This window comes from Sphingomonas sediminicola (assembly GCF_014489515.1).
Classification (GTDB): Bacteria; Pseudomonadota; Alphaproteobacteria; order Sphingomonadales; family Sphingomonadaceae; genus Sphingomicrobium; species Sphingomicrobium sediminicola.
Genome location: NZ_CP060782.1, coordinates 361,828 through 388,300 on the forward strand (window position 1 = coordinate 361,828; position 26,473 = coordinate 388,300).

At 63.9% G+C, this 26,473-nt stretch carries 27 protein-coding genes and 5 pseudogenes; 14 read left to right on the top strand and 18 right to left on the bottom strand.

Going from position 1 to position 26,473, the window contains the following annotated elements; translation table 11 throughout:
* Nucleotides 1-12 precede the first annotated feature (12 nt).
* Nucleotides 13-713: pseudogene (pgl, locus tag H9L14_RS02025) on the top strand (6-phosphogluconolactonase).
* 16 nt (nucleotides 714-729) lie between these two features.
* On the opposite strand, the gene H9L14_RS02030 reads toward pgl, so the two are convergent.
* The 10 genes and pseudogenes from H9L14_RS02030 to H9L14_RS02065 all read right to left on the bottom strand — a co-directional run bounded on the left by H9L14_RS02030 (nucleotide 730) and on the right by H9L14_RS02065 (nucleotide 10,352).
* Nucleotides 730-1,185 carry a hypothetical protein gene (locus H9L14_RS02030; RefSeq protein WP_187709027.1) on the bottom strand — a complete coding sequence of 152 codons (456 nt, stop codon included), beginning with the start codon at nucleotides 1,183-1,185 and terminating at the stop codon, nucleotides 730-732.
* A 46-nt stretch (nucleotides 1,186-1,231) separates the two neighbouring features.
* On the bottom strand, nucleotides 1,232-1,366 hold the full coding sequence (locus tag H9L14_RS16440; RefSeq protein ID WP_281389409.1) for a hypothetical protein: 135 nt from the start codon (nucleotides 1,364-1,366) through the stop codon (nucleotides 1,232-1,234).
* A gap of 147 nt (nucleotides 1,367-1,513) precedes the next feature.
* A pseudogene (locus H9L14_RS02035) lies at nucleotides 1,514-3,150 on the bottom strand (MFS transporter).
* Between the two features lie 53 nt (nucleotides 3,151-3,203).
* Entirely contained in the window at nucleotides 3,204-5,147 is a 1,944-nt protein-coding gene (acs, locus tag H9L14_RS02040) for an acetate--CoA ligase (protein WP_187709028.1), read from the bottom strand.
* Entirely contained in the window at nucleotides 5,144-5,746 is a 603-nt protein-coding gene (locus H9L14_RS16860; protein ID WP_343070211.1) for a zinc-binding dehydrogenase, read from the bottom strand. The genes acs and H9L14_RS16860 overlap by 4 nt, the downstream gene beginning before the upstream one ends.
* A 155-nt stretch (nucleotides 5,747-5,901) precedes the next feature.
* Nucleotides 5,902-6,036, bottom strand: a pseudogene (locus tag H9L14_RS16865) (alcohol dehydrogenase catalytic domain-containing protein); the annotation flags it as partial.
* A 210-nt stretch (nucleotides 6,037-6,246) separates the two neighbouring features.
* Entirely contained in the window at nucleotides 6,247-7,077 is an 831-nt protein-coding gene (locus H9L14_RS02050; protein ID WP_187709029.1) for an HpcH/HpaI aldolase/citrate lyase family protein, read from the bottom strand.
* A complete protein-coding gene (locus H9L14_RS02055; protein WP_187709030.1) occupies nucleotides 7,074-7,526 on the bottom strand; it encodes a MaoC family dehydratase in 453 nt (150 codons plus the stop codon). The genes H9L14_RS02050 and H9L14_RS02055 overlap by 4 nt, the downstream gene beginning before the upstream one ends.
* A gap of 36 nt (nucleotides 7,527-7,562) precedes the next feature.
* Nucleotides 7,563-7,958 carry a hypothetical protein gene (locus H9L14_RS02060; protein ID WP_187709031.1) on the bottom strand — a complete coding sequence of 132 codons (396 nt, stop codon included), beginning with the start codon at nucleotides 7,956-7,958 and terminating at the stop codon, nucleotides 7,563-7,565.
* Nucleotides 7,959-8,037: 79 nt separating this feature from the next.
* Nucleotides 8,038-10,352 (bottom strand): annotated as a pseudogene (locus H9L14_RS02065) (transketolase-like TK C-terminal-containing protein).
* A gap of 114 nt (nucleotides 10,353-10,466) precedes the next feature.
* Here H9L14_RS02065 and H9L14_RS02070 point away from each other — a divergent pair.
* Nucleotides 10,467-10,940 carry a nuclear transport factor 2 family protein gene (locus H9L14_RS02070; RefSeq protein WP_187709032.1) on the top strand — a complete coding sequence of 158 codons (474 nt, stop codon included), beginning with the start codon at nucleotides 10,467-10,469 and terminating at the stop codon, nucleotides 10,938-10,940.
* A 4-nt stretch (nucleotides 10,941-10,944) separates the two neighbouring features.
* Here H9L14_RS02070 and H9L14_RS02075 read toward each other — a convergent pair whose 3' ends face one another.
* From H9L14_RS02075 to H9L14_RS02090, 4 genes are read right to left on the bottom strand one after another with little or no spacing between them, the layout of a single operon-like run.
* Nucleotides 10,945-11,286, bottom strand: coding sequence for a DUF1801 domain-containing protein (locus tag H9L14_RS02075; RefSeq protein WP_187709033.1), 342 nt, complete (start codon nucleotides 11,284-11,286; stop codon nucleotides 10,945-10,947).
* A gap of 18 nt (nucleotides 11,287-11,304) precedes the next feature.
* Nucleotides 11,305-12,588 (bottom strand): dihydrolipoamide acetyltransferase family protein, encoded by a 1,284-nt coding sequence (locus tag H9L14_RS02080; protein ID WP_187709034.1) that lies wholly within the window; start codon nucleotides 12,586-12,588, stop codon nucleotides 11,305-11,307.
* Entirely contained in the window at nucleotides 12,588-13,592 is a 1,005-nt protein-coding gene (locus H9L14_RS02085; protein WP_222949960.1) for an alpha-ketoacid dehydrogenase subunit beta, read from the bottom strand. Before H9L14_RS02085 ends, H9L14_RS02080 begins: the two co-directional genes overlap by 1 nt.
* A gap of 8 nt (nucleotides 13,593-13,600) precedes the next feature.
* Nucleotides 13,601-14,869 (bottom strand): 3-methyl-2-oxobutanoate dehydrogenase (2-methylpropanoyl-transferring) subunit alpha, encoded by a 1,269-nt coding sequence (locus tag H9L14_RS02090; RefSeq protein WP_187709036.1) that lies wholly within the window; start codon nucleotides 14,867-14,869, stop codon nucleotides 13,601-13,603.
* 86 nt (nucleotides 14,870-14,955) lie between these two features.
* Here H9L14_RS02090 and H9L14_RS02095 point away from each other — a divergent pair, with 86 nt between their 5' ends.
* The 5 genes from H9L14_RS02095 (at nucleotide 14,956) to H9L14_RS02115 (ending at nucleotide 17,226) form a co-directional block, all read left to right on the top strand.
* Nucleotides 14,956-15,240 (top strand): DUF3297 family protein, encoded by a 285-nt coding sequence (locus H9L14_RS02095; protein ID WP_187709037.1) that lies wholly within the window; start codon nucleotides 14,956-14,958, stop codon nucleotides 15,238-15,240.
* 427 nt (nucleotides 15,241-15,667) lie between these two features.
* A complete protein-coding gene (locus H9L14_RS02100; protein WP_187709038.1) occupies nucleotides 15,668-15,805 on the top strand; it encodes a hypothetical protein in 138 nt (45 codons plus the stop codon).
* A 64-nt stretch (nucleotides 15,806-15,869) separates the two neighbouring features.
* Nucleotides 15,870-16,577, top strand: a complete 708-nt coding sequence (gene pspA, locus H9L14_RS02105; RefSeq protein WP_187709039.1) for a phage shock protein PspA — start codon at nucleotides 15,870-15,872, stop codon at nucleotides 16,575-16,577.
* 17 nt (nucleotides 16,578-16,594) lie between these two features.
* Complete coding sequence (locus H9L14_RS02110) at nucleotides 16,595-16,996, top strand: PspC domain-containing protein (protein WP_187709040.1); 402 nt, start codon at nucleotides 16,595-16,597, stop codon at nucleotides 16,994-16,996.
* Nucleotides 16,993-17,226: a hypothetical protein gene (locus H9L14_RS02115; RefSeq protein WP_425506890.1), complete on the top strand. Its 234-nt coding sequence runs from the start codon at nucleotides 16,993-16,995 to the stop codon at nucleotides 17,224-17,226. Before H9L14_RS02110 ends, H9L14_RS02115 begins: the two co-directional genes overlap by 4 nt.
* A 208-nt stretch (nucleotides 17,227-17,434) precedes the next feature.
* Here the strand turns inward: H9L14_RS02115 and H9L14_RS02120 are convergent, their stop codons facing one another.
* Both H9L14_RS02120 and H9L14_RS02125 read right to left on the bottom strand, forming a co-directional pair.
* Complete coding sequence (locus tag H9L14_RS02120) at nucleotides 17,435-17,764, bottom strand: hypothetical protein (protein WP_343070212.1); 330 nt, start codon at nucleotides 17,762-17,764, stop codon at nucleotides 17,435-17,437.
* Nucleotides 17,765-17,805: 41 nt separating this feature from the next.
* A complete protein-coding gene (locus H9L14_RS02125; RefSeq protein WP_187709042.1) occupies nucleotides 17,806-19,578 on the bottom strand; it encodes a TonB-dependent receptor in 1,773 nt (590 codons plus the stop codon).
* A gap of 100 nt (nucleotides 19,579-19,678) precedes the next feature.
* On the opposite strand from H9L14_RS02125, the gene H9L14_RS02130 reads away from it, so the two are divergent.
* Complete coding sequence (locus H9L14_RS02130; protein ID WP_187709043.1) at nucleotides 19,679-20,881, top strand: threonine synthase; 1,203 nt, start codon at nucleotides 19,679-19,681, stop codon at nucleotides 20,879-20,881.
* Between the two features lie 448 nt (nucleotides 20,882-21,329).
* The gene (gene xth / locus H9L14_RS02135; RefSeq protein ID WP_187709044.1) at nucleotides 21,330-22,121 is read left to right on the top strand and encodes an exodeoxyribonuclease III; all 792 of its coding nucleotides are present in this window, start codon (nucleotides 21,330-21,332) and stop codon (nucleotides 22,119-22,121) included.
* A 22-nt stretch (nucleotides 22,122-22,143) separates the two neighbouring features.
* Here the strand turns inward: xth and H9L14_RS02140 are convergent, their stop codons facing one another.
* Nucleotides 22,144-23,034 (bottom strand): universal stress protein, encoded by an 891-nt coding sequence (locus tag H9L14_RS02140; protein ID WP_187709045.1) that lies wholly within the window; start codon nucleotides 23,032-23,034, stop codon nucleotides 22,144-22,146.
* A 123-nt stretch (nucleotides 23,035-23,157) separates the two neighbouring features.
* Between H9L14_RS02140 and H9L14_RS15440 the strand changes: the two are divergent.
* The 5 genes and pseudogenes from H9L14_RS15440 to H9L14_RS02160 all read left to right on the top strand — a co-directional run.
* A pseudogene (locus tag H9L14_RS15440) lies at nucleotides 23,158-23,316 on the top strand (cation-transporting P-type ATPase); the annotation flags it as partial.
* 236 nt (nucleotides 23,317-23,552) lie between these two features.
* Nucleotides 23,553-24,650, top strand: a complete 1,098-nt coding sequence (locus H9L14_RS15445) for an HAD-IC family P-type ATPase (protein WP_246444685.1) — start codon at nucleotides 23,553-23,555, stop codon at nucleotides 24,648-24,650.
* Complete coding sequence (locus tag H9L14_RS02150; RefSeq protein WP_343070213.1) at nucleotides 24,587-25,081, top strand: HAD-IC family P-type ATPase; 495 nt, start codon at nucleotides 24,587-24,589, stop codon at nucleotides 25,079-25,081. Before H9L14_RS15445 ends, H9L14_RS02150 begins: the two co-directional genes overlap by 64 nt.
* The gene (locus tag H9L14_RS02155) at nucleotides 25,072-25,626 is read left to right on the top strand and encodes a cation transporting ATPase C-terminal domain-containing protein (protein WP_187709047.1); all 555 of its coding nucleotides are present in this window, start codon (nucleotides 25,072-25,074) and stop codon (nucleotides 25,624-25,626) included. The genes H9L14_RS02150 and H9L14_RS02155 overlap by 10 nt, the downstream gene beginning before the upstream one ends.
* Before the next feature lie 66 nt (nucleotides 25,627-25,692).
* Nucleotides 25,693-25,848: a hypothetical protein gene (locus tag H9L14_RS02160; RefSeq protein WP_187709048.1), complete on the top strand. Its 156-nt coding sequence runs from the start codon at nucleotides 25,693-25,695 to the stop codon at nucleotides 25,846-25,848.
* Nucleotides 25,849-25,853: 5 nt separating this feature from the next.
* Here H9L14_RS02160 and fixJ read toward each other — a convergent pair whose 3' ends face one another.
* Nucleotides 25,854-26,471 (bottom strand): response regulator FixJ, encoded by a 618-nt coding sequence (gene fixJ / locus H9L14_RS02165; RefSeq protein WP_187709049.1) that lies wholly within the window; start codon nucleotides 26,469-26,471, stop codon nucleotides 25,854-25,856.
* Nucleotides 26,472-26,473: the final 2 nt, after the last annotated feature.

A 26,473-nucleotide genomic window follows, 5' to 3' on the forward strand; every position in this document is an offset into this window, starting at 1 on the left:
GAAAGCCTGACGATGATCGAAGCCGAATGGTGGGAATATGACAACGCTGAGGAAATGGCCGAGGCCGTCGCCGGCGACATCGCTTTCATCATCGAGAGCGCACTCGATGCGCGCGGCTCTTCGCTGATCGCGCTTCCGGGCGGCGATACCGCAGAGCCCATCCTCAAGGCCCTGGCGGCGAAGAAGCTGCCGTGGAAGCAGGTGACGATCATTCCCACGGACGAGCGGCTGGTCCCGATGGACGACGAGCGCAGCAATGTGCGCGCAATCGCCCGCACATTCCTTCCGGCGGGCGCGCGGGTGATCCCGATCGCGGCGGACATTCCCGATTACAGGCTCGCAGGCAATTCGGCCGATGCGCGGCTTCAGGATCTGCCCTGGCCACCGGACCTCGTCTGGCTCGGGTGGGCAAGGACGGTCACACAGCGTCGCTTTTCACTGGGCCCGATCTTCAGGACGCCTTGGATGCTCCGAAGGCGCGCCGCGCGGTTGGGGTCATGCCGGACCCGATGCCGGAGGACGCGCCGGTGCCGCGCGTAACGCTCACGCGATCGGCGATCCTGTCGGCCCGAACCGTCCTCATTACGTTGAAGGGCGACGACAATCGCGAGATGCTCGAAGGCGCAATCGAGGACGGTCAAAGCTCAAAGCTGCCGATCGGCCGAGTGCTCGCCGAGGCGGAGCAGCCGATCGACATTCACTGGGCGCCCTGAGAATGTTCTGCAGACATTAGTCCTGCAGCAGGTCAGCCCGCGAGTGATCCTTTGCTCGGCCGAATGTCCGGAGCAGCCGGATCAATTCGTCGACCGAAGGAACGTAAACTCGCTGTCCTTGGACCGTGACTTCCTCGCGCGTAGATAATGCGACGTCGCGCCAGCCGTCGGGCGTTGCGACGCTGAAGCCGGCCATCACTTCAACGGGTATCGGCGGCTTCGTCCAAGTGCCGAACACGAGCGACCGGAACCGATCGTTCGGCTTGCCGCTTTGAGGCCGCTCGCCCACGCGCTTCAGGAATTCTTCGCCATCAGGGGCGGACATCACAAGATCGACGTCCTTTACCTGATCGATGCTGCGTCCGTGAAGAACGACAGCCGCGCTCCCGATGATCCACCACGGGTTTCTGGCGCACGACGCCGCTTCGGAAACCATCGCCAGAGTTTCGGCGAGTGCCGGAGTCATGACCATGGTGAGTGAATGGCCGCGGTGCGAAGGATCCGCAATGCGTTGAAAGCTAGGCCACCATCACCTGAAGCAGGCTGATTGGCCCGAATGCGATCACCCGGAGCAACGCAGGCCCGAATGTGATGGTCGCGGCGATCGCGCCGAAAATGATCCAGGCGACGAGAAACCGAAAGAGAGCGGACATAATCCCCTTTTCGAATAGCGGTTGCAGACACCGCGCAAGGTTGGGGCTCGCACCCCCGCGTCGCTTCAGAAGTGAACGAGCCCCGCCGCCACGATACGCAATCGGTTGCTGGGCGAAACCTTACCCAAAGTTAGCCCTGTCTCGGAACTAGACTTCTTCCAGCCGCCTGCCGCGCGTTTCTTTCAGGAAGAAGAGCGAGACGAGTATGGGGATCACGGTGAAGACGACCGGGTACCAGAGGCTCGCGTAGGTGTTCCCGGTAATCGCCGCCAAGGCGAAGCTTGTCACCGGAAGAAAGCCGCCAACCCAGCCTGTACCGACATGGTAAGGAAGCGACATGGCGGTGTAGCGCACCCGCGTGGGGAACATCTCTACGAGAGCGGCCGCCTGCGGTCCGTACAAAGCGGTCGCGGCCACTGCGAACACCATCAGCCAGAAGAAGATGATCGGGAGGTTCATCCGGCCGGGATCGGCTTTCGCCGGATAGCCCTCGGCGGCAAGGGCGGCCTTGACCGTCTTGGCCGTCGCTTCCTTCAGCGCCTTGAGTCCTGCAGCGTCCAGGCCGCGGCCGTCCGGCACTTCGATCTGCTGGATTCCGACCGCGATGATTGCCCTGTCGCCGGGGTAGCTGCGGTTCGTGTACGAGATGCCGGTCGAGGCGAGCAGGCTCTTGGCAATGTCGCAGCTCGTGTCGAAGCGCCGCGTCCCAACGGGATCGAACTGTACCGAGCAGGTCGCGGGATTGGCGTGAACCTCGACCGGCCGCTTCTGCTGCGCCTGAACGAGCGCCGGGTTCGCGGCTGCGGCTATGCCGTGGAAGCCGGGGTAGTAGGCGATCAGCGCGAGCAGCATACCGCCGATCATGACCGGCTTGCGGCCGACGCGGTCGGACACCCAGCCGAAGAAGACATAGAGCGGCGCGCTGGCGATCGTCATCGCGAGCACCAGCGCATCCTTGGTCGAATCGGGAACGCCCAGCGACTTGGTCAGAAAGACCTGGACGTAGAAGAAGGACAGGTACCAGACCGCGCCTTGGGCACACATGATTCCGAAGAAGGCGATCAACACGCGCTTCAGATTGTCCCAGCGGCCGAAGGCTTCGCGGAGCGGTGCAGTGCTGACCGCTCCTTCCTCCTTGAGCTTCGCGAAGGCGGGACTTTCGGAAAGCTTGAAGCGCAGCCAGACGGAGATGATCAGCAGCACGACAGAGACGAGGAACGGGACTCGCCAGCCCCATTCGAGGAAGTGCTGTTCGCCGGTCGCGCTACGCGTTCCGAGGATGACGAGGAGACCGGCAATGAGGCCGAGCGATGCAGTGATCTGAATCCAGCCGGTTGTCGCGCCGCGCTTATTGTTAGGTGCGTGCTCCGCGACATAGATGGCCGCGCCACCATACTCGCCGCCGAGCGCGATGCCCTGCAAGATGCGCAGCAGGATGAGCAGGATGGGTGAGACGATGCCCGCCGTGGCGTAGGTCGGGAGAATGCCGATCAGGAAGGTCGAAGCGCCCATCAGGCTGACGGTCGCAAGGAAGGCGCCCTTGCGGCCGAGACGGTCGCCGATCACCCCGAAAATGAGCGCGCCGAGGGACGAAAGGCGAAACCGGCTGCGAACAGGCCGAGCGCCGCGACCAATCCGGCAGTCGGGTCGAGCCCCGCGAAGAAGACCTTCTGAATGGTCGTCGCGAGCGATCCGAAGATGAAGAAGTCGTACCACTCGAACGCGGTGCCGGCCGACGATGCGGCAACGACGCGTTTCATCGACCAAGCTTTTTGATCGCTCATTCTGCTCCCCCTGCCGGTCAAGGGTTAGCGGCTATGAGCGACGCTGCAAGCGCTTAGGCAGGAGCCTTCTGGAACTCGCGCGCTCCGGCGAGGAGCTGGTCGACGACCGTCGGATCGGCGAGCGTCGACGTGTCGCCGAAGCCTGCGGTTTCGCCCTCCGCGATCTTGCGCAGGATCCGGCGCATGATCTTGCCGGAACGGGTTTTGGGAAGCGTCGGCGCGAACTGAATTCGCTCGGGCGATGCAAGGGCGCCGATCTCCTTGCGTACCTGCTGATTGAGTTCGCGGCGAAGGTCCTCGCCGCCTTCCTCGCCGGCGTTCAACGTCACGTAGGCGTGGATCGCCTGGCCCTTGATGTCGTGAGGGAAAGCGACAACCGCTGCTTCGGCCACGAGAGGATGGGCGACTAGCGCGCTCTCGACCTCGGCGGTTCCGATGCGATGGCCGGAGACATTGATCACGTCGTCGACGCGGCCGGTGATCCAGTAATAGCCGTCCTCATCGCGCCGGCATCCGTCGCCGGTGAAGTAGAGTCCGCGATAGGTGGAGAAATAGGTCTCGAAGAAGCGCCGATGGTCGCCCCACACAGTGCGCATCTGGCCGGGCCATGAGGCGGAAATGCACAGGTTTCCGCTTGTCGCGCCGTGCAGTTCCTTGCCTTCCGAATCGACTAGCAGCGGCTTCACGCCGGGCAGCGGTTTCGTCGCCGATCCGGGCTTCATCGGAGTCGCGCCGGGGAAAGGCGAGATGAGGATTCCGCCGGTCTCGGTCTGCCACCAGGTGTCCACCACAGGGCAGCGGCCGTCGCCGACCACACGCCAATACCATTCCCACGCTTCCGGGTTGATCGGCTCACCGACCGTCCCGAGCAGCCGGATCGACTTGCGGCTGTATCTCTTCACCGGTTCGTCCCCTTCGCGCATCAATGCGCGGATCGCGGTCGGTGCGGTGTAGAAAATGGTCACGCCGAGACGATCCACCGTCTCCCAGAACCGGCCGAAGTCGGGGAAGTTGGGAACGCCGTCGAACATCACGCTCGTCGCGCCGTTCATCAGCGGGCCGTAGACGACATAGGTGTGCCCCGTGATCCAGCCGACGTCGGCGGTGCACCAGAAGACGTCGTCGTCGCGATAGTCGAATACCCAGTCGAAAGTCGCCGCCGCCCAGACCGCATAACCGCCGGTCGTGTGGACGACGCCCTTGGGCTTTCCGGTCGATCCGGACGTGTAGAGGATGAACAAAGGATCCTCCGCGTCCATCGCTTCCGCTTCGCATTCGGTCGAAAGCTGGTCGCGGACAGCCGAATAGCTGACGTCGCGGCCGTCCTTCATCGGCACGTCGGCGCCGGTGCGTGTGACAACGATCACTGATTGCACGTCGCGATGCTCGAGCGCGGCGTCGACGTTGCGCTTGAGCGGAATGTGCTTGCCGCCGCGCACGCCCTCGTCGGCGGTGATGACCGCGCAGGCGTCGCAGTCGGCGATGCGCCCCGCGACGCTCTCCGGCGAGAAGCCGCCGAAGATGACCGAATGGATCGCGCCGATGCGGGCGCAGGCAAGCATTGCGGCCGCTGCTTCGGGGATCATCGGCATGTAGATCATCACGCGATTGCCGCGGTGAACACCTCGCTGCTTCAGCAGGTTCGCGAAGCGGCAGGTCTCCTCGTACAACTCACGATAGGTGTAGCGATGACCGTGACCCGGCTCGTCCGCCTCGAAGATGATCGCGGTGCGGTCGCCATGCTTCTCAAGATGCCGGTCGAGGCAATTGACGGACAGGTTGAGCTTTCCGTCCGCAAACCAGTTGATGCGGAAGTCGTCCTCGTCGAACGACCAGTCGCCCGACTGCTCGGGAAATTTGGTCCATTGCAGGCGCTTCGCCTGCTCCATCCAGTGGCCATGAGGATCGGACTCCTCGGCCTTCAACAGCGCGTCGAGTTCCGCCGGTCCGATCCTCGCGTTGAAGTCGTCGGGAACGGGATGGACGGTCTCGCTCACAGGCCGTGGCTCATGTCGATTACGAAGCGGTAGCGGACGTCGTTCTTGAGCAGCCGCTCATAAGCCTCGTTGACCTGGTCCATGCGGATGAATTCCACGTCCGGATAGATGTCCTTCGCCGCGCAGAAATCGAGCATCTCCTGCGTTTCCGGAATGCCGCCGATTGCCGAGCCGCCGACCGCGCGATTCCACCAGATCAGGTTCATGCCAACGAACCCCGGCATGGGTGTCAGCGCGCCGACGATTACCATCCGGCCCGATCGGCCGAGAAGCTGTAGGTAGCCATCAATCTCGTGACTGACGGGAATGGTGTTGAGGATGAAGTCGAAGCGCGTCGCTGCGGCCTTCATCTGTTCGGGGTCGGTCGAAATGATGACGTCATGGGCGCCGAGTGCGCGGGCGTCATCACCCTTGCTGGGCGTCGTGGTGATCATTGTGACGTGAGCACCGAGCGCCGCGCCGAGCTTCACGCCCATGTGACCCAGGCCGCCGAGGCCGACGACGGCCATCTTGGTCGTTGGTCCGACGTTATACTGCCGAAGCGGCGAGTAGGTCGTGATTCCCGCGCAGAGCAGAGGCGCGACCCGGGCGGCGTCCATGCCGTCCGGCACCTTGCAGACGAAGTGATCGCGGACGACGATATGGTCGGTGTAGCCCCCTTGCTGACCGTTCCGTCGTGATAGTCCTTGCTGTTGTAGGTCTGGACGCACCCCTTGCGGCAGAAGACTTCCCAGCCTTCGAGGCACTGGTCGCACTCCATGCAGCTATCGACCATGCAGCCGACGGCGACCGTGTCGCCGACGCGGTGTCGGGTGACCTCGTCGCCGATTGCCGTGACGATCCCGACGATCTCATGTCCGGGGATGACAGGGTAGCGCGTGCCGCCCAATCGTTGCGGCAGGTGTGCAGGTCGGAATGGCAGATGCCGGCGTAGGTGATCTTAATCGCCACGTCGTTGGGACGGAGCGCGCGGCGTTCGAACTCCATCGGGCGAAGCGGCTGGTCTGGCGCGTCGGTGCCCCATCCCTTGGCGAGTGTCGGGCCGCCTGTGCGTTCCGATGTCGTGGTGGGTTCCGCAGTCGTCGCCATGTCGGCCTCCTTATTTCGCGCGGTCGAGCACCCTTCTTGCCTGTACAAGATGGGGCCGGTCGACCATCCGGCCACCTACTGACAGGACGCCGGCATCAGGCTCGGCATCGAACGCTTGGACAATAGCACGCGCGTGATCGAGTTCCGCGGCCGACGGGGTGAAGGCCGCATTGATCACGCCGACCTGAGCGGGATGGATCGCAAGCTTGCCGGTGAAGCCCTCTCGAGCGGATGCCTGGGCTTCGGCCAGAAGACCTTTCTCGTCACGGAAGTCGGCGAACACACCGTCCACGGGCTGGACGCCCGCGGCGACCGCTCCAGCAAGGCAGAGCGAGCGCGCAAGCTTGTAGGTGAAGCTAAGGCTGCCGTCGGCATCGTATTTGGACGATGCACCGAGAGCGGCCGAAAGGTCTTCCGCACCCCAACTCATCGCTGAGAGCGTCGACTTCGGATCGCGATAGCTCAGCAATCCGAACAGGCTTGCGGCCGTCTCGGTGACGATCGCGTGGATCGGAATGTTGCCGGTGCGGTGCGCGAGCTCGGCAACGTCCGCTCCGCCCTCCGCCTTCGGCAGGACGACACCGTGGATATCGGCGATGCCAAGCATTTCCAGGTCTTTGCGATGCTCGTCGGTGCGAAGCGGGTTGATGCGAACCCACCATTGCGGCCCGCCCGAGCGCTTGCCCAACTCCCTAAGGATTTGCCGAGCGGCGGCTTTCTGGCCGAAGTCGACGCTGTCCTCGAGGTCGAAGATGACCGCATCCGCATCGCTCTCGATCGCCTTGCCGATCTTCTTCTCGCTGTCCGCCGGCACGAACAGCCAGCTGCGAGGCTCGGTCATTGGGGCTTCTTCAACAGAAGCGCAGAGCGGGTGCATTCGCACACAAGTTCGCCGCGCTGGTTGAAGCTGCGGTGCGCCCAAGTGACGATGCCCGCATTCGGCCGCGACTTGCTCTCGCGAAGGTCGATGCACTCACTCTCGGACCGAAGAGTATCTCCGACGAAGACGGGTTTCGGGAAGACGAGCTTGTCGTAACCGAGGTTGGCGACCAGCGTTCCGAGCGTCGTGTCGTTGACGCTGACCCCGATCATCAGCCCGAAGGTGAAGACCGAATTGACCAGCGGCTTGCCGAACTCCGTTTTGGCCGCGGCCTCATGGTCGATGTGAAGCGGCTGCGGATTGTGGGTGAGGGTGGAGATCAGCAGGTTGTCGGTCTCGGTGACCGTCCGCGAGATCGAATGCTCTACGCGGTCGCCGACCTTCCACTCGTCGAAAAAGCGCCCTGGCATGATGCCGCTCTAGGCAGCGGCGACAGCCTTGCCAAGCTACAGTGCGCCGCTCCGTGTCAGTCGGGCCTTCAGGTCGCTCATTCCGATTTGCTCGATTGCAGACTCCGGGTCGGCCGAACAGATCACCTTTGCGATGTGGCCAAGCATCTGCCCGACGATGTCGAGCGACTGGAGGACCACGCCGTGACGCGAGACCGCAATGGGGTCGGCGGACAATTCATCGCCCATCGCGTCGAGCATCCGGCGGGCATATTCAAGTTCCTCGCCCAGCCTCAGATGCAGACGGTCGGCGGTTTCCTCGATTGCATGGTTTCGCGGTTGGAAGTCGCGGCGAACCGGGAGCCGCGCCTCGGCTGGTGCTTCTTCCTCCAGGCCCCAAATCTGGCGGACGCTATCGCCCTGGATGAGTGCGTCCCGCCGGGCGAACGGCATTCTTTGACTGAAAGGCTTCAACTCTTGCGCTCCCGTTGGTTTGGCTCTTGGCACAAGGCCTTTCCAACAGGTCGCTACTTCATCCGTTCTGGAGCAATATCTCCGCCACCGCCTCGGTGATCGCGGCTCCGTCTAGCCGGTATGAAGCATAGAGATCGGAGAGATTGCCGGTCTGCCCGAACCGGTCGACTCCGAGCGGCGCCACGCGCTGACCGAGCACTCCGCCGAGCCACGATAGCGAGGCGGGCGCTGCGTCGGCGATCGTCACGAGCCCTGCGTTCCGGCCGATCCGGGAGAGCAATTGCTCGATGTGGCTGGCCTGACGCTCGCCTGCCCAGCGCGCCGCCTGCGCGGCAGTCCATCCGCGATGCAGCAGGTCGGGCGATGTGACGGACAATAGGCCCAGGCCCGGAATGTCCTCGCGCAATTCTTCCCACGCGGCGAGCGCTTCCGGCATGACCGTCCCCATGGCGACGATCGCGGCCTCGGACCCCGCACCGGGCTCACGCAGCCAGTAGGCGCCCTTCAGCGCGTCGTCCCGCCAGCCATCGTCTTGGCGTTCGATTTGCTGAACGCTGCGGGTCGACAGGCGGAGGTAAGTGCTCTCGCCCGCCGGATCGTCGATCAGGCGGAACGCCAGCTCCATCATCGCTGCAAGCTCGTCGGCATAGGCCGGCTCGTAGTGGCGCAGGCCGGGCTGGCCGAGCGCGATCAACGGCGGATTGATCGACTGGTGCGCGCCGCCCTCCGGTCCAAGTGTGATGCCGCTTGGCGTTGCGACGAGGAGGAACCGCGCGTCCTGGTAGCAGGCGTAGTTCAGCGCATCCAAACCGCGGGCGATGAAGGGGTCATAAAGCGTCCCGATCGGCACCAGCCGCGTTCCGAATTGATCTCCGGCCAACCCGCGGCCGCAAGCATCAGGAACAGGTTGTTCTCGGCGATGCCCAGCTCGATATGCTGGCCTTTCTTCGCTGAAGACCACTTTTGCGCAGACGCAATCTTTTCTCGTGCAAATATATCGTCGATGCCCTCGCGCCGGAACAACCCGCGTTGGTTCACCCATGCGCCGAGGTTGGTCGAAACGGTCACATCGGGCGAGGTCGTGACGATGCGTTCGGCGAGCGTTCCACCGGCCTTCGCAATCTCCAGCAGGATTCGGCCGAAAGCGGCCTGCGTGGATTGCTCTTCGCCTGAGGGCGCGGGAATTGTGGGGACTTCGATCTGGCCGAACGCGCGTTGGCGTTTTTCGCGGGCGAAGCGGCTGCGCTCGATCATGGCTTCGACGCCGGGGCGGGTATTGTCGCCGACGCTCTCGAGCGGCTCCCACTCGCGGCCCTCGGTCACGCCCATCGCTTCACGCCATGCCGCCATCTGCGTCGGGTTCATCAGGCCGGCGTGATTGTCCTTGTGCCCAGCAAAGGGGAGGCCATTGCCCTTGATCGTCCAGGCGATGAACAGGGTAGGGACGTCGTCCTGCGCGGCGTCGAACGCCTCGACGAGCGATTCCATGCAGTGTCCGCCAAGATCGCTGAATAACGACGCCAACGCGGCATCGTCGTTTGCCTTCAGGAATGCGGACGCGCTCATTCCGAGATCCGCTTCGATGCGTTTTCGAAGGGCAGCCCCGCCTTGGTAATGTAAGGCTGACAACTCGGCATTTCCCAGTCCGTCGAACCAGGTCTTGAGCTTCGGATGAGCGTCGAGCGCGGCCTTCAGTCGCTTGCCGTATCGCAACTCGACAACTCGCCAGCCGCAGGAGCGAAAGATCTCGTCGAAGCGCTCGAACATGCGGTCGGCGCTGGTCGCGTCGAGGCTCTGCCGATTGTAGTCGAGGATCCACCACAGGTTGCGGACATCGTGCTTGGCGCCTTCGATCAGCGCTTCGTAGATATTGCCTTCATCCAGCTCTGCATCGCCGACGAGAGCGACGAAGCGGCCACGGTCGGCCTCGTCCATCATTCCGCGCGCAGTCAGGTAATCCTGGATGAGGCTGGAGAAGGTAGTGATCGCCACCCCGAGGCCGACCGAGCCTGTCGAGAAATCGACCGGGATCTTGTCCTTGGTCCGGCTCGGATAGGACTGCGCGCCGCCGAAGCCACGGAAATTCTCCAGCGCCTCGCGGCTTTGGGTGCCAAGCAAATAGTGGATGGCGTGAAGCACCGGGCCGGCGTGCGGCTTGACCGCGACGCGGTCGTTCGGCCCGAGCGCATGGAAATAGAGCGCGGTCATGATGGCGGTCATCGACGCGCAGCTTGCCTGATGCCCGCCGACTTTCAGGCCGTCGCTGTTCTCGCGGATGTGATTGGCGTGATGGATCGTCCACGCCGACAGCCAGCGCAGCCGTTCGTCGAGGATCTTGAGCGCTTCGATGTCGGTCGTGACGGGCTTCAGCATGGCGCAAGCCCTAGCTCTTGCAACAAGCGCCGCAAAGCCGCATTTCCTCGACCGCCCGCGCTTGGCCGGCGCTCGGTGAGTTGGCATCTTGATCGGCCGAACCTGGGGCAATTCATGACGCGAACGCTGCTGCTCGCCGCCGTTTCAATCATTGCGTGGACCGCGCCGGCTCAGGCCGGGCCGGCGGAGGATGCGACGGCGGCCGTCACTACCTGGCTGGACAAGTTCAACGCGGGAGATGCGGAAGCATTCTACGCAGCGCACGTGGACGGCGCGCTCATCGTCGACGAATTCGCGCCTTTCGTCTGGGGCGGCCCGCAATCGGCGCAGCATTGGCTCGCCGATTACATGAAGGACGCAGGGGCCAGGGGCATCAGCGGCGGCCGCGTCGATTACGAAAAGACCCCGATCCAGGCGAACAGCGACGGCAATTCCGCCTACGTCGTGCTGCCCACGACCTACCGGTTCAGCCAAGAGGGTACAAGGATGGCCGGCAAGGGGAGCATGACATTTGTGCTGATCCGATCCGGAAGGGACTGGAAAATCGCGAGCTGGACCTATTCGGGAGCAACGCCTGCGGCGGAATAGCGGCTTAGCGTGCGTTCCGTAGGACAGCTTCTTTGATTAGCGCCTTGAACGCCGCCTCGTCGACCTGTTCGCCCTCACGGATGTCGATCGCGCGGCGGGTTCCGGCGTCGAGGCTGGCGTTGAACAGGCCGGCCGGATCGTCGAGCGAAGCACCCTGAGCGAAAGTCAGCTTCACCTTGTCCCTATAGGTTTCGCCCGTGCAGATGATCCCGTTATGCTCCCAAACGGGAACGCCGTCGGGGTTCGATGGCTTCCGCCACTTCACGGTTTCCGTCGCTTCGGGGTCGGCCTGCCGGATGAGCTCACGGACCTTGTCGAGCGTCTCGACGCGCCAATCTTTCGCCATCAACCCTTCCCAATCCGACTAGGAAAGCAATCGCAGCGGATTTTCGAGCAGTGGCTTCAACGCCTGCATGAAGCTTGCCGCGTCCCAGCCGTCGACAACACGGTGATCGCAGGACAGGGACAGGTTCATCCGCTTGCGGACTTCGATCTCGTTGTCGATCGGGACGAGCTTGTCCTCGATCTTGTTGACCGCGACGATCGCGACCTGGGGCGGATTGACGACTGGTGTCGAAGTGATGCCGCCCATCGGGCCGAGGCTGGAAATCGTGAAGGTCGCGCCGCTGAGCTCCTCGCGGGTTGCCTTGCCGGATCGCGCGGCTTCGGACAGGCGTCCGATCTCTGACGCGAGCTGCCAGATAGACTTCGACTGAGCGTCGCGGATGGTGGCGACCATCAGTCCATTCGGCGTTTGCGTCGCCATACCCATGTGCACGGGTCCGTGGCGCGTCACGACCATCGCCTCGTCGTCGAACGTCGCGTTGAGCATCGGCCAGTCCGCAAGCGCGCGTGACATTGCGGTGATCAGGAAGGGAAGAAGCGTCAGCTTCGGATTGTCGCCGCGGTCGCGGTTCATCATCTGCCGCGCTTCCTCGAGCGCAGTGACGTCAAACTCTTCGACCAGAGTGAAGTGCTGGATGCGACGATTCGCCTCCGCCATGTTCTCCGCGATCTTGCGGCGCAGGCCGACGACCTTGATCGTTTCGTCATTGCGCGGAGTACCGGCGCCGCGCGTGGAAACGCTGCCGCCGTTGTAGAGCAGGTATGCGTCGAGGTCGGAGTGGCGGACGCGGTCGCCTGTGATCTTCACCTGATCAAGGTCGATGCCCAGATCGCGAGCGCGAGCGCGGACTGCAGGGGAAGCGAGCACATGCGGTCCGCCTGCTTCCTTCTTCGCAACTTCGGGTTCGACCCGGGGCTCCGGAGCGCGCGGCGGTTCCTTCGGTGCTTCGACCGCGGTTGTCGGCAGCTCTTCCGCCTGCGCGGGAGTCGGTTCGGCGGCCCCATCGGCAATCGGTACTTCCTCTGCCGCAGGAGCGGGCGCCGCTTGGGACGGCGCTTCGCCCTCGGTCTCGATCACCGCGAGCACTGACCCGATCGGGATCTGGTCGCCAACCTCACCCGCAAGCTGGACGACCTTGCCGGCCACGGGAGATTCCATCTCCACCGTCGCCTTGTCGGTCATCATGTCGGCGATCTGCTGGTCCTCGGCGATGGTGTCGCCGACCTTCACGTGCCAGGCGACGATCTCCGCTTCGGCAATGCCCTCGCCGATGTCCGGCAGCTTGAACTCATATTTCGCCATCAGTCTGCCATCACTTTCTCAAGCGCAGTCTTCATGCGCTTCGGACCAGGGAAGTACGCCCATTCGTAGGCGTGCGGATAGGGCGTGTCCCATCCTGTGACGCGCTCCACCGGCGCTTCGAGATGATAGAAGCAGCGTTCCTGGACGAGAGCGCTGAGCTCAGCCGCGAAGCCGGACGTGCGCGGCGCTTCCTGAGCGATCAGGCAGCGGCCGGTCTTTTCGACCGACTTCTCGATCGTCTCGATATCGAGCGGGACTAAAGAGCGGAGGTCGATCACCTCGGCGTCGATGCCCTGCTCGTTCACCGCGGCGAGCGCGACGTGCACCATCGTGCCGTAGGCGAGGACGGTCAGCTCATTGCCCTCGCGAACGACCGCCGCCTTGCCGAGCGGCACCGTGTAATGGCCTTCCGGAACCTCGCTCGCTGGATGCTTCGCCCACGGCGTGACGGGACGGTCGTGGTGACCTTCGAACGGGCCGTTGTAGATGCGCTTCGGCTCGAAGAAGATGATCGGGTCCGGATCCTCCACTGCGGCGATCAGCAGGCCCTTGGCGTCATAAGGCGTCGACGGGACGACCACCTTTAGGCCCGCGATGTGCGTGAACAGGCTTTCGGGCGACTGGCTGTGCGTCTGGCCGCCGAAGATGCCGCCGCCGTAGGGAGTGCGGATGACCATTGGCATCGTCCACTCGCCGGCGGTGCGGTAGCGCATCTTTGCGACTTCGCTGACGATCTGGTCGTAGCCGGGGTAGATATAGTCGGCGAACTGGATCTCGATCAGCGGCTTGATGCCGTAGGCGGCCATGCCGACCGCTGTCGCGACGATGCCGCCTTCGCTGATCGGGGCGTCGAACACGCGCTGCTTGCCGAATTCCTTCTGCAAGCCTTCCGTCACGCGGAACACGCCGCCGAAGAAGCCGATGTCTTCGCCGAACACGACGATATCCTCGTCGCGGCGCATCATCACCTTGTGGGCGTCGTTGAGCGCCTGGATCATGTTCATCGTCGGCATCAGCGATTCTCGTCCAGCGCCTGCTCGCGCTGCTCCGCGATGTGCCACGGCACTTCCGCGTAAACGTCCTCGAACATGCTGCCGATATTGTCCTTGCCTTGCTGCGGAAGGATGCCGAGCTTTTCGGATTCCTTCTGCGCAGCGCGAACTTTGGCGTCGGCTTCCTTGGTCAGTTCGTCGTGGCGCTCATCGTCCCACTCGCCGAGCTGGATCAGGTGTGCCTTCAGCCGTTCGATCGGATCGCCGAGCGGCCAGGCCTTGGCCTCGTCGGTCGGGCGGTAACCGGACGGATCGTCCGATGTGGAATGGCCTTCGGCTCGGTACGTGAAGAATTCGATCAGGGTCGGGCCCTGGTTCGTGCGCGCACGCTCGGATGCCCAGCGAACGGCGGCGTAAACCGCGAGCGCGTCATTGCCGTCCACCCGAAGCCCGGCAATGCCGTAACCGACTGCGCGCTGGGCGAAGGTCGCGCGCTCCGCACCTGCGATTCCCGAGAAACTCGAGATCGCCCACTGATTGTTCACCGTCGCGAGGATCACAGGCGCGTTGTACACCGCGGCGAAGGTCATCGCGGAGTGGAAGTCGCCTTCCGCGGTCGCTCCGTCTCCGATCCAGCCCATGCAGATGCGGCTGTCGCCCTTGATCGCTGCAGCCATTGCCCAACCGACCGCCTGCGGAAATTGCGTGCCGAGATTGCCCGAGATCGAGAAGAAGCCGTAGGCCTTGTCCGAATACATGATCGGAAGCTGGCGACCCTGCAGCTTGTCGCCCTTGTTCGAGTAGATCTGGTTCATCATGTCGACGAGCGGATAGTCGCGCGCGACGAGAAGCCCCTGCTGCCGATAAGTCGGGAAGTGCATGTCCTCGCGGTCGAGGGCGTTCTGGGCGGCGACTGCGATCGCCTCTTCGCCCGTGCACTTCATGTAGAAGCTGGTCTTACCCTGCCGCTGCGAGCGGTACATGCGGTCGTCGAAGACGCGCACGGTAACCATGTCGCGCAGCATCTTGCGAAGCGTTTCGGGATCGAGCTTCGGGTCCCACGGACCGACCGCCCGATTGTCCTCGTCGAGAACCCGAACGAGCGCGGTCGTCAGAGGATGCGTCTCGGACGCCGCAGCGGAAACGTCCGGCCGCGGCGCGGAACCGGCTGCGGGCACCTTCATCTTCGAAAAGTCGGGCTTGTCGCCAGGCCGGAACGGCGGCTCGGGCACGTGTAGTGCGAGCTTCGGCCTGTTCGGCTTTAGGGGCGCTGGATCCTTGTCGCTCATGTGGATGAGGCGCTTAGTCCGGAGTCACGAATGCGGCAACTAGCGCGCGTTGACCTCACAAGCGCCGCGAGGCTAGGGCGCTGGCCATGGCCGAAGACAAGACCGAACTTCCCGACCGCCTCTCGCTCGATCCGCGCAGTCCTTATTGCGACGCGGAAATTCTCAAGCGCGGGGTGGGCATCCGTTTCAACGGGCAGGAAAAGACCAACGTCGAGGAATATTGCGTGTCCGAGGGCTGGATCCGCGTCTCGGCCGGCCGCAGCCGCGACCGCTACGGCAATCCGATGACGCTGAAGCTCAAAGGGAAGGTCGAGCCCTATATCGAGCCGTCGCTCGGTGAGACTCAGGACGGAGAGGCGCCCGAAGGATAGTGCGGATTGCGGCGTTCCCGCCGCTTGTCCCACATTTTCTTCGCCGCCCATCCGGCCCTAGCGCAAGCGCCAGCGGACCGAGCCCGCGTCGCGCAACCGCGGCAACGCCCGCGCCCAGGACTGCGCCCCTCAGCCCGCGATTGCGGCCTGCCATCTTCTCTCCGACATACGCTCCGGCAAGCTTACCCAACATCTGAACATCCTTTCGAATTGCGCTTGGTGCACCAACGCGGCAGGTCTCGCGCGGGTCCCGCAGGGCCGGTTGGGAATCTTCACCAAGCCTAGGTGGCAAATCCCGCCAACTCGCCGCTGAAATGGATCCCGTCTTAGCATTTTTCGCAGTTTTCTGGGATTGGCACGGCTCTTGTATCGTACCTGGCACCGGCCCGCGACTGATGAAGCGGACCGGCAAAAAGGGAGATTACAAATGTCCGGTCAGTCGCAACTTGCTCGTACGCTTACTGCTCTTGCAGCAGCGCTCCTGATGAGCTCCGTCGCGGTCAGCGCCGCGGTCGGTCCGGCCCAGGCAGTCGCCAGCCCCGTCGCAGTTTCGGCCAATGCGTGAACTCGAGATCATCGAAGCGAAGATTCCGGTGAGGACGCCCCGGTTGGTTAGGGAGCCCGAAACAATGACTTCCGGCAGCACGCAGCTCGCTACCTGGTTCAACGGCCCGGTCTTCAGCCGCGCTAGGGATATTTTCGCGGCGAACATGACCGAGCTGTTGGATCGGGCCGAGGACCCCGCCCGGATGATCCGCATGATTATCCTGGAGATGGAGGAAACCCTCGTCGAGCTTCGTTCCAGCGCGGCGCGCTCGATCGCAGACGCCAAGGAGATGAAGCGTGCGGTCGGCCGGCTGGAAGAGCTGCAGATCGGCTGGAACGATAAGGCCGAGCTGGCGCTGTCGAAGGACCGCGAGGACCTGGCGAAGCAGGCTCTCGTCGAGAAGCAGAAGGCGGCCGAAATGGCCGATGGCCTTCGCTCGGAGATGGAGCAGATCGAGCAGGTTCTGCGAAGCTACGAAGTGGACATCACCAAGCTTCAGACCAAGCTTCGTGAAGCTCGCGCACGGCAGAATGCCATTGCGGCCCGGATTGAAAGCGCGGTGGCCCGCGCCAAGGCCCGCGAAGTGATGCACGGCAGCCGTACGCTCGATGCATTCGCCAAGTTCGAGGTGCTCGAGCGTCACGCAGATTTCGCCGAAGGCCGCGCGGAAGCGCTGGGGATGACCGGCCCCAAGAGCCTTGAGGAAGAGATCGCCGAGCTCCGCGCCGCCGAGAAGGTCGACGCCGATCTGGAAGCCATGAAGGCCGCGATCGCGGCACGCACCAAGTGAACGAAAGGGGAAGGGCAATGGCCCGCTACAACTACCGCTACTCGATGGACCGCCGTGAGAAGAAGGTTGCAGGTGTCTGCTCGACGTTTGGCGAGGTGTTCAACATCGACCCGACCTTCATCCGGATCGGCTTCGTCGCTGCCGCGATCCTGGTCAGCTGGAAGCTCGCTCTGATCGCCTACGTCGGCGCGGGCATCTACATGCACATCCAGCGCAACAAGGCGACCCGCGGATACGAGCGGAGCCAGCTAAGCGACTACGACCGCATGGAGAATGTGGCCCGGGTTCGCCCGACCGTTCACGCCCTGCGGACGCAGCTCGACGAAACCGACCGCCGTCTGATGGCGATCGACGACCACATCAACTCAACCAATGATGAGCTGGCGCGTGAAATCGAGGCGCTGCGGGAGGAGAAGTGATGGAACCGCTGACGATTAGCATCCTGGCCGGTGGCATCTTCGCCGGGCTGAGCGCAGCAAGTGTTGCGGCTCTCAAGGGATGGCAGGGCTGGCTCGAGTTGAGGCGTTTCGAGCTAACCCATGCCGCAGGAGACCGGATGCTTCCTCCCGCGGGCAACCGCATCGAGGTCGCCGACCTTCGCGAACGCGTCCGCAAGCTGGAAGCCATCGCCGCGGGCATCGACCTTTAAGAAAAGTTTCCCCGGCCGCTCGCTCTCCCCAGCAAGCGGCGAGGCGGCCCGGCCAACCCCTTGAGCCGGGCCGCTTCACATTTGGTTAGCCGTAGTACCAGCCATTCAGGATCGCGAGCGCCAGGGCGGCGCCAAGCGCCAGGATTGCCAACGAGATCCAGATCCGCCGCACGCGGTCAGTTTAGCCGAGATGGACGGCGTTCGTCTTCTAAAAGCCCAATCGAGCGGTCAGGCGGATGTCGCGCCCCGCAAGCGGCGCGAAATCCTTGAGCAGGCTCGTGCTTCGTCGCGCCTCGACGTCGAAAAGATTGTTTGCCGCAAGCGACAGCGAAAGCTCCGGATTGGCGGAGAAGGGATGCCAATCGACCGAGGCGTTCACGAGCGTGTAGCCCGGCGCGTCGGTCTCGATCGGGGCAGTGCGGTTGTGGTCAAACGCATGTTCGACTTCCAGCCGGCCATCGACCGTTCCGCGGCTGCCTTCGATCGCGCCGAGAATGCGGAGCGGCGGGATTAGGGGGGCGGGGCCATAGTCTTTCACCGTCGCATTGACTGCATCGGCCTGGAGCTCGCCCTTCCACTTTACGCCAAACGCTTCACCAAACTTCGCCAGCGCCTGGGCCTCGAAGCCGTAATAATTGGCTCGGCCCTGGAGATATTGGAAAACGGGAAGATCCCTTCCGTTTCGCCCGTAGGCGCCTGGAAGATGAAGTTGGAGAAGCGGTTGTAATAGAGGCTGGCATTCAGCGTGACGGGTCCCGACTGGCGATGCAGCACGGCCTCGACGCCGACGCTAGTTTCGGGATTGAGATTCGGATTGCCGACTTCGAACGACTGGCTGGCGCCGTGCGGGCCGTTCGAGAACAGTTCGTCGATCGAGGGGGCGCGTGAGCTTCGCGACAAGGTCAGCCCTGCGCGCCAGCCGGGCGAGAATTCGTACTGACCGCCCAGCGAGCCCGACCAGGTGGTGAAGTTGCGTGAGCGGTCGGGCGTCGCGAGCTGCTCGTCGGCGTCGGCGGTGAGCTTGCTGAACTCCACCCGAGCGCCGCCTTCGACCCGGAGCGGCCCGCTAACCAGGGTTTGCAGGGTGAAAAGCCCGGCCTGGCGCTGCCTGCTGTCGGGCAGGAACTTCTCGTCGCCTTCGATCCGTGCGTTGCGGTCGAGGTACTGCAAGCCGCTCGTTCCGCCCCACCCCGCGCGCTCGCTCTGGATCAGCTCGAAGCGGCCCTCGCCGCCCTTGCTGAAGAAGCTCGAGCCGATTGCGCCCGTGTCGTCGAGCTCGTCGTGATGATAGTCGGCATAACCGCCGCGAGCACGGATTTGGCTGAAGAATCCACGGACCGGAATCTCCGCGCGGAAGTCATAGCGGGTCTGTTCCTGGTCAATCGTCGGCGCTTCCGCTTCCACGCCCGAGACCAGCGAATAGCGGATCGGCACCTGGTAGGTCGCGAGGTGCCGGGTGATAGACGCGCCGATGTTCAGCCCGCCATCGACATAGGCAAGGCCGATGGCGCCTTCCTTGGATTCGGCGGCGGAATTGGGAAGCTTGCCCTTGAGGTCGGCGAGCGTCTGGATTTCGGGATCGGGACTGGCCAAAGCCTGCTCGCGAAGATCCTTCGAAAGGATATGGCCGCCTGTCCGCAGGTCATCGCTCTTCTGCCAATTGCCATCGAGATGGACGACGAACTTGCCGGCGAGGGGAACGTCTACGGACCCGTTGATGAGGCGCTCGTTCGCCGCCGTGCCGTAGCTCGCGAGAGCGGTCACCCCGACGGCATTCTTGGGAAGACGGCGCGGAATGCGCGCGTCGATCACGTTCACGACGCCGCCGATCGCGGACGACCCGAACAGCAGGGCCGAGGGTCCGCGAAGGACCTCGATGCGCTCCGCTGTGACGGGGTTGATGGAAATGGCGTGATCCGGCCCGGACGACGACAGGTCGAGGCTGCCAATGCCGTCTGTGAGAACCCGGACGCGGTCGCCGGATAGACCGCGAAGAACGGGCGCGGACGCGGCCGGGCCGAAGCTGGTCGCGCTGACGCCGGGCTGGCGAGCAAGGGTCTCGCCAATGCTCGGACGCACTTCGCGAGTGAGGTCCGCCTCGTCGAGAACCGAGATTCCGCCAAGCACGTCGTTCGCCTTGCGGCGCACGCCGGTCACGACGACGTCGTCGCTGTGGTCGTGATGCGCGTCATCGGCGTTGCCGGGCTGCGGCGCGTCGGCCGTCGCAGCCGAAGAGTCGCCCGACGTGGCACTCGTCGCGGACACATCGGTCCCAGCGACCGTCGTTTCGGCCCAGGCGGGGGATGCAAGGAAGGAGAGGGCTGCCGCGAGGGCCAGTCGAGAAGAGATCATCAGTCCTGATTTGCTACGGATCGAATCGAATCACGCGTACGTCGGATGTTATACTATTACAACCTCGCTTCGACGAACCGCGCGGGCTACGGGGCGGCCCATGTATGTGACCCATCTTGAATGCTCGCTTACAGGCGAGCGTTATCCCGCGGGCGAGCCCCACAATCTCAGCAAGGCGGGAAAACCGCTGCTCGTCCGATATGATTTCGAGCGGGCACTACGAACGCTGACCCGTGAAAGCCTGGGTCAGCGTGAAGCCGGGATGTGGAAGTGGCGGGAGCTGCTGCCGCTGCCCGAAGACGCCGAGCCGGTGAGCCTGGGCGAGCCAGAGACGCCGATCGTTTCCCTGACGCGAACTGCGGCCAAGGTCGGAGCTTCTAGTCTGCTGGTGAAGGACGAGGGCCGCCTCCCAACCGGATCGTTCAAGGCGCGCGGCCTGGCGATGGCGGTCTCGATGGCGAGGCAGTTCGGGATCAAGAGAGTCTCGCTTCCGACCAACGGCAATGCCGGCGCGGCGCTCGCCGCTTATGCCGCCCGCGCCGGAATGGAGGCCGTGGTGGTCTGCCCGGCCGAGACGCCCGAAATCAACGTGCGGGAAACGGCCGCTTATGGCGCGCGCGTCTGGGTCGCGGACGGTCAGATCGATGAATGCGGTCGGCTGATCCGCGAGGGCGCGGCGGAAGGTCGCTGGTTCGACTGCTCGACGCTGAAGGAGCCGTACCGCCTCGAAGGCAAGAAGGTGATGGGCTTTGAGCTGGTCGAGCAGCTCGGCTGGAAAGTTCCTGACGCGATCTTCTATCCGACCGGTGGCGGCACCGGCCTGATCGGCATGTGGAAGGCGTTCGACGAGCTGGAAGCTGTCGGTCTCATCGGTCCCGAGCGGCCGCGCATGTACGCCATCCAGGCGGTCGGATGCGCGCCGATGGTCCGTGCATTCGAGCGGGGCGACGAGTTCGCCGAACGCTGGGAAGGCGCGGCAACGGTCGCGACCGGAATTCGCGTTCCCAGCGCGGTCGGCGATTTCCTCATCCTGCGCGCGGTGCGTGAGAGCGGCGGCGCGGCGATCGCCGTCGATGAGCAGGATATCCTGCAGGCGGTCGAGGACGTGGCACGCGACGATGGAATGCTGCTGTGCCCGGAAGGTGGCGCTGTCCTGGCGGGGTGGCGTGCCGCGCTCGCTCGCGGCCTGGTCACGCTCGATGAAACGGCGCTGCTGTTCAACTGCGCGAACGGAAACAAGTACCCGCTGTCGGACAATTCGCGGCGGCTTCAGCTCGCGAGCGCGAAGGCGGAGATGCTCTGAAACGTTGGAGCCCCGCCGGCACTGATGGCTGGCGGGGCTCCCGTACTTCTAATCCAATGATCTGCGTCCGGTCGCCGATCGCCAACTTTCGTCCGCGTTCCGCGTCATCATGACGCTGATCTGCGGATCCGAAGTACGACGCGACAACCCGCGCCGTCGGAACAGGTTCCAACTGCTGTTGCGTGGAGCAGCGATTTCATTGGGGGAGGCGATTGCGCCGCAAAAGGAAAACCCCGCCAACCGAAGTTGGCGGGTCCCATGCTTCGCTTCCCTTTCGGGTCCTGAAGCACATAACAACAATAGCTGGCGACGACGGATGTTCCAGCGGATTCTGCATGGGTCCGCATAAATTCTGTGGATGTAATGGTGGATAAACCTGTGCGACTCGCGACAAGGCGCCGATTCAGCCCGCGATCGAACGGAGAGCCTTCATGATGGTTTCACGCTGATGAGCAAGAAACGCGCGCTCCGCATCGCCAGCTACAACATCAACGGCATCAATTCGCGGCTGCCCGTGCTGCTTCGCTGGCTCGAGGAGATCCGTCCCGACGTCGTTGGATTGCAGGAGCTGAAATGCACAGATGAGGCCTTTCCGGCCAAGGACATCGAAGCGCTCGGCTATTCGGCGATCTGGCACGGGCAGAAGAGTTGGAACGGCGTCGCCATTCTGAGCCGTGTCGGGGAGCCGGTCGAGACAGGACGCGGCCTGCCCGGTGGTCCCGATGACGTCCAAAGCCGCTACATCGAAGCCGCGGTCTGCGGCATCCTCATCGCGAACCTTTACCTTCCCAACGGCAATCCATGGCCGGGGCCGAAGTTCGACTACAAACTGGCCTGGATGGACCGGCTGCAGGCTCATGCGAGGCACCTTCTCGACAGCGGATTGCCGTCGATGCTGATGGGTGACTTCAACGTCATCCCGACCGAGCTGGACGTCTACAAGCCGGAGCGCTGGGCGAAGGACGCGCTTTTCTCGCCGCAGGCGCGCGCGAAGTTCGCGGAGCTGGTCGACCAGGGCTGGACCGACGCAATCCGCAAGCTCCATCCGGGCGAGCGAATCTACACCTTCTGGCATTACTGGCGGAACTCGTTCCAGCGCGACGCGGGTATCCGCATCGACCATTTCCTGCTCAGTCCGCCGCTCGTCAAGAAGCTGAAAGCGGCAGGCGTCGATCGCGAGCCACGCGGATGGGAAAAGACTAGCGATCACGCTCCCACGTGGGTCGAGCTGGCGGTTTGACGCTCAGAGCGTGAGCGAACTTTTAATGCGCAATCAGCAGCGGGACCGGGGAGGACTTGAGCAGGCTGCGGGTCACTCCGCCGAAGACGAACTCACCCACCCGGCTGTGGTTATAGCCGCCCATCACGAGATAGGCCGCGCCGATGGCTCGCGCGTGGGCGACGAGCGCGTCCGACACGAATTCCTTTGACGAGGCTTCCTCTGTGAACAGCTCGGCGTGGATGTCGTGGCGCGACAGATATTCAAGCAGCTTCGTGCCCGGGAACGCCTCTTCCGCCTTCTCTCGGATCTGGAGGATTCTCACCTGCGATGCGACCTTGAGGAGGCCGACCGCCGAGCGGACTGCGTTCGCCGCTTCGTAGCTTCCGTCCCATGCGATCAGGGCCGTTCCAGCCGGGTCTGGCGGGGTGCCGTCGTCAGCCGGGATGAATAGCGGCGTCCGCGCTCGATGGAGAAGCTCGCCCAGCAAACCGATCGTCGGCCCGGCAAAATCGGTCCGATGCGGCTCGCGTCCGGTCACGACAAGGTCCGTAAGCGCGGCCCTGCTGACAATCTGGCTGGCGATATTGGCGGTGGTTTCGACATAGTCCCAGGAGACGTCTTCGTTCCGCAGCTTTTCGTGGAGACTCTTGCGGATCCGCACAGCCTCCTCATCGACCGCGGCGATCACGTCGTTCATGACGAAGACTCCGCCGAAGCTGTCGAACGCGACGTAGGATTCGATCGGCGTGATGTGCACACAGCTGAGATGGGCCTCGCAAGCACGGGCAAGGGCCAGTGCCGTCTGCACCCGCGAATCCAGCGATTTGTCGTTCTGGACATGCAGCAGGATGGTCTTGACGCCTGCCTGCACGCGCTGGCCGCCAGCGGCTTTCGTGGCCTGCTCGGGCTCCAAGTAAATCTGTGTCGTCATCGATCGTCTCCCGACTCTCGGCGCAAATCACCGATCGTCCTGAAGCATCGACATCTCCGGGCCTGAACGTAATCAGGATATTCACGTAAGTTCGGACCGCCCTTCGACGGATAGCGACCAACGATGGATCTTGCGGCGCATCTTCATGGATTGTCCGAGGAGGAAGCCGCTTCGCGCCTTGCGCGATACGGCCGTAACATCGTTCGCGAGCCGAGGTCGCGCGCTCTCCACCAGATCATCTTCGGGACGCTTCGGGAGCCCATGTTCCTGCTCCTTCTGGCTGCCGCAGCACTCTACCTCACGATCGGCGATCTGGCGGAGGGCCTATTCCTGACCGCTGGCGCAATGCTGTCCCTTGGGCTGGTGATCTTCCAGGACGCACGCAGCGAAAGGGCGCTGAAAGCGCTGAACGCGCTGGCGGAGCCGCAGGCGCGCGTCATTCGCAACGGGGTCACGCGGTCCGTCCCTTCTGGCGAGCTGGTCCCGGGGATATCGTCCTGCTGGGTGAGGGTGGGCGGATTCCAGCCGATTCCGTCCTCGTCGATGGCGACGCGCTCGAGGTCGACGAGTCCGCGCTCACCGGCGAGTCCAGCCCATCCACCAAGAAGCCGGCAGGCGCCCAGCTGCTGTCGGACGAGCTACAGCCGCCCGGCGAGGCGGAAACGAGTTCTCTCTTCGCTGCGACCTTGATCGTGCGCGGGCAAGGTGTCGCGCGCATCGTTCGCACCGGCACGTCCACCGAAGTGGGTAGGATCGGCGTCGAGCTCGGTGAAGCGGTCGAAGAACCGACTCTCGTGCAACGGGACGTTCGCCGGCTGGTCGGCATCATCGGCGTGCTTGCAGTCGGCTTCTGCCTGGCCGTGGCCCTGGTCTATGGATTGCTTCGGGGCGACTGGCTGGCCGGCGCGCTCAGCGGACTCACGCTGGCGATTTCGCTCGTCCCGGAAGAATTTCCGATGGTCCTGACGATCTTCATGGCGCTCGGCTCGCTTCGGCTGGCCCGGCACAATGTGCTGGTCCGGCGGTCTGCCGTCATCGAGACCCTCGGCGCGACCACGCTCCTCTGCGTCGACAAGACTGGGACCATCACCGAAAACCGGATGGCGCTACGGTCGGTATGGCGCTCGGGCCAGCGCTTCGAGCTGTCGGGAGGGCGGCCGGCCGGCGCCGATCCCGTCTTGCGCGCGGCGCAGATGGCGTCCGCGCTCCGCCCGCACGATCCGATGGATCTTGCTGTGCATAATGCCTGTTCGGAGCGGCCGGCCGGCTCGCCACTCAGGTCCTATCCGCTGCGGCCTGATTTCCTTGCCTTCGTCCAGGTCTGGCCAACTGCGGGCGGTGGTGTGCTCTATGCCGCGAAGGGCGCCCACGAGGCGCTGGTGCCCCTATGCGATGAGGAAAAAGGGACGGGGCTGAGGCCGCGGCCCATGAGCTTGGCTCCGAAGGCATGCGAGTCCTGGCGGTTGCCACTGCGCAGTTTGCAGATGACCCGCAGCTCGAGCCCGCCGCAATCCGCTATCGTCTCGAAGGGCTCCTGGGCTTCGGGGATCCGGTGCGGAGTGATGTACCCCAAGCGCTGGCTGAAGCGCAGCGGGCCGGCGTGTCGGTCGCGATGATCACCGGCGACTTTCCCGCGACCGCGCTGGCTTCTGCGCGAGCCGCCGGCATCTCAACGACTGGCGGAGTGGTCACTGGAGCCGACCTCGCCAAGGCGGCCGACGTGCCGGTCGAAGCACGCATCTTCGCGCGCATCATGCCGGGCCAAAAGCTGGCCCTCGTGCAGGCATTCAGGCAGGCGGGCCACGTCACTGCAATGACGGGAGACGGGATCAACGATGCGCCCGCGTTGGCGGCCGCGGATATCGGAATTGCGATGGGGCGGCGGGGCACCGACGTCGCTCGCGAGGCAGCGGACCTCATTCTACTCGACGATCGCTTCGCTTCCATCGTCCGAGGAATAGCGCTCGGCAGGCGAATCTTCGCCAACCTGCGCCGGGCGATGACCTACATCACCGCCGTCCACATCCCGGTGGCGGGTTGGCGCTGATCCCGATCCTCGTCGGCCTTCCGCCGATGCTTTTTCCGATGCACCTCGTGCTGCTCGAGCTGCTGATCGACCCGCTTTGTTCGATCGTGTTCGAAGGGGAGCGCAGCGAATCCGGCGCGATGCTGCGGTCGCCGCGCCGCCGCGACGAGCGGCTGTTCGGGCGCCGCGAGCTTATGTTGGCGATCGTCCAGGGAACGGTGGTGCTCGCGTCGGTCTTTGCGTTCTACGCTTGGCTGAATGCGTCGAACGTTGGAGAGCAGATCGCCAGGGCCGGTGCCTTCGTTGCGCTCGTTACCGGTCACCTCAGCCTCGCGCTGGCCGAAAGCAGCTCGCTCGGTCAGCCGCTGTTGGCTCGGGGGCGAGCCGTGTTCTGGGCGATCGTCGCCGGTGCGGTCCTGCTCGTCACCGCCTCGCTGACGGTTCCGTTCCTGCTCGAAGTGCTGCGCTTCGCCATGCCACCCCTCTCGATCCTGGCGATGAGCATGTTCATCGGGCTGGTATCGGGTGGATGGTCCGTCGTCCTGCGTTCACGCCCAATCCACTGACAAGCGAGTCCCGGCCGTGCTAGTCTGCCGACCTCTCGACTCGTGGGCTGGTAATGGAGGGCTGCGATGGAGGCGTTCGTCGCACGCGAAAACATCAAGCGCTTCAAGGCGCAGCTGCGCTCAACCGAAGACGAGGAGCAGAAGGCGACGCTGCGCAAGTTGCTCGATGAAGAGCAACTCCACCTTCAGCAGGTCATCGAGGCCCGGCACACGGGCGGCTGAGGCCGCTAGGACTGCTCCTGCGCTGCAAAGGCGAGACGCAAGGCTTCGGAGAGGCTCCGGACCTCCAGCTTGGTCATCAGGTTTGCGCGGTGGATTTCCACCGTTCGGGGACTGATCCCCAGGTCGTATGCAATGGTCTTGTTCGGGAGGCCCTGGGCTAGTCCGTCCAGCACTTCGCGCTCGCGAGGGGTCAGGACCTGAAGCCTGACGGCGGCGTCCTTCGCCTTTTCGCGTCCTGAATCCGCCCTCTTCAAAACGGCGAAGCCGCTTTCAATCGCGGTGATCAGGACGTCTTTTTCGAACGGCTTCTCGATGAAGTCGATCGCTCCCGCCTTCATCGCCCGAACCGACAAGGGAACGTCGCCGTGACCGGTCATGATGATGACCGGCAACGGCACTCCGTGGCTCCTGAGAGCTTCCTGGACTTCGAGACCGTCCATACCCGGCATCCGGATATCGAGCAGGATGCAGCCGGGCTCCAGCGCCTTTGATTCCTTGAGGATTTCTACGCCAGACGCGAATGAGCGGACCCGATAGCCAGAAGTCTTGAGCATGAAGCCGACGGACCGGCGAACGGAATCGTCGTCGTCGACCACATGAACGACTCTCTCGGCGTCACTCATTC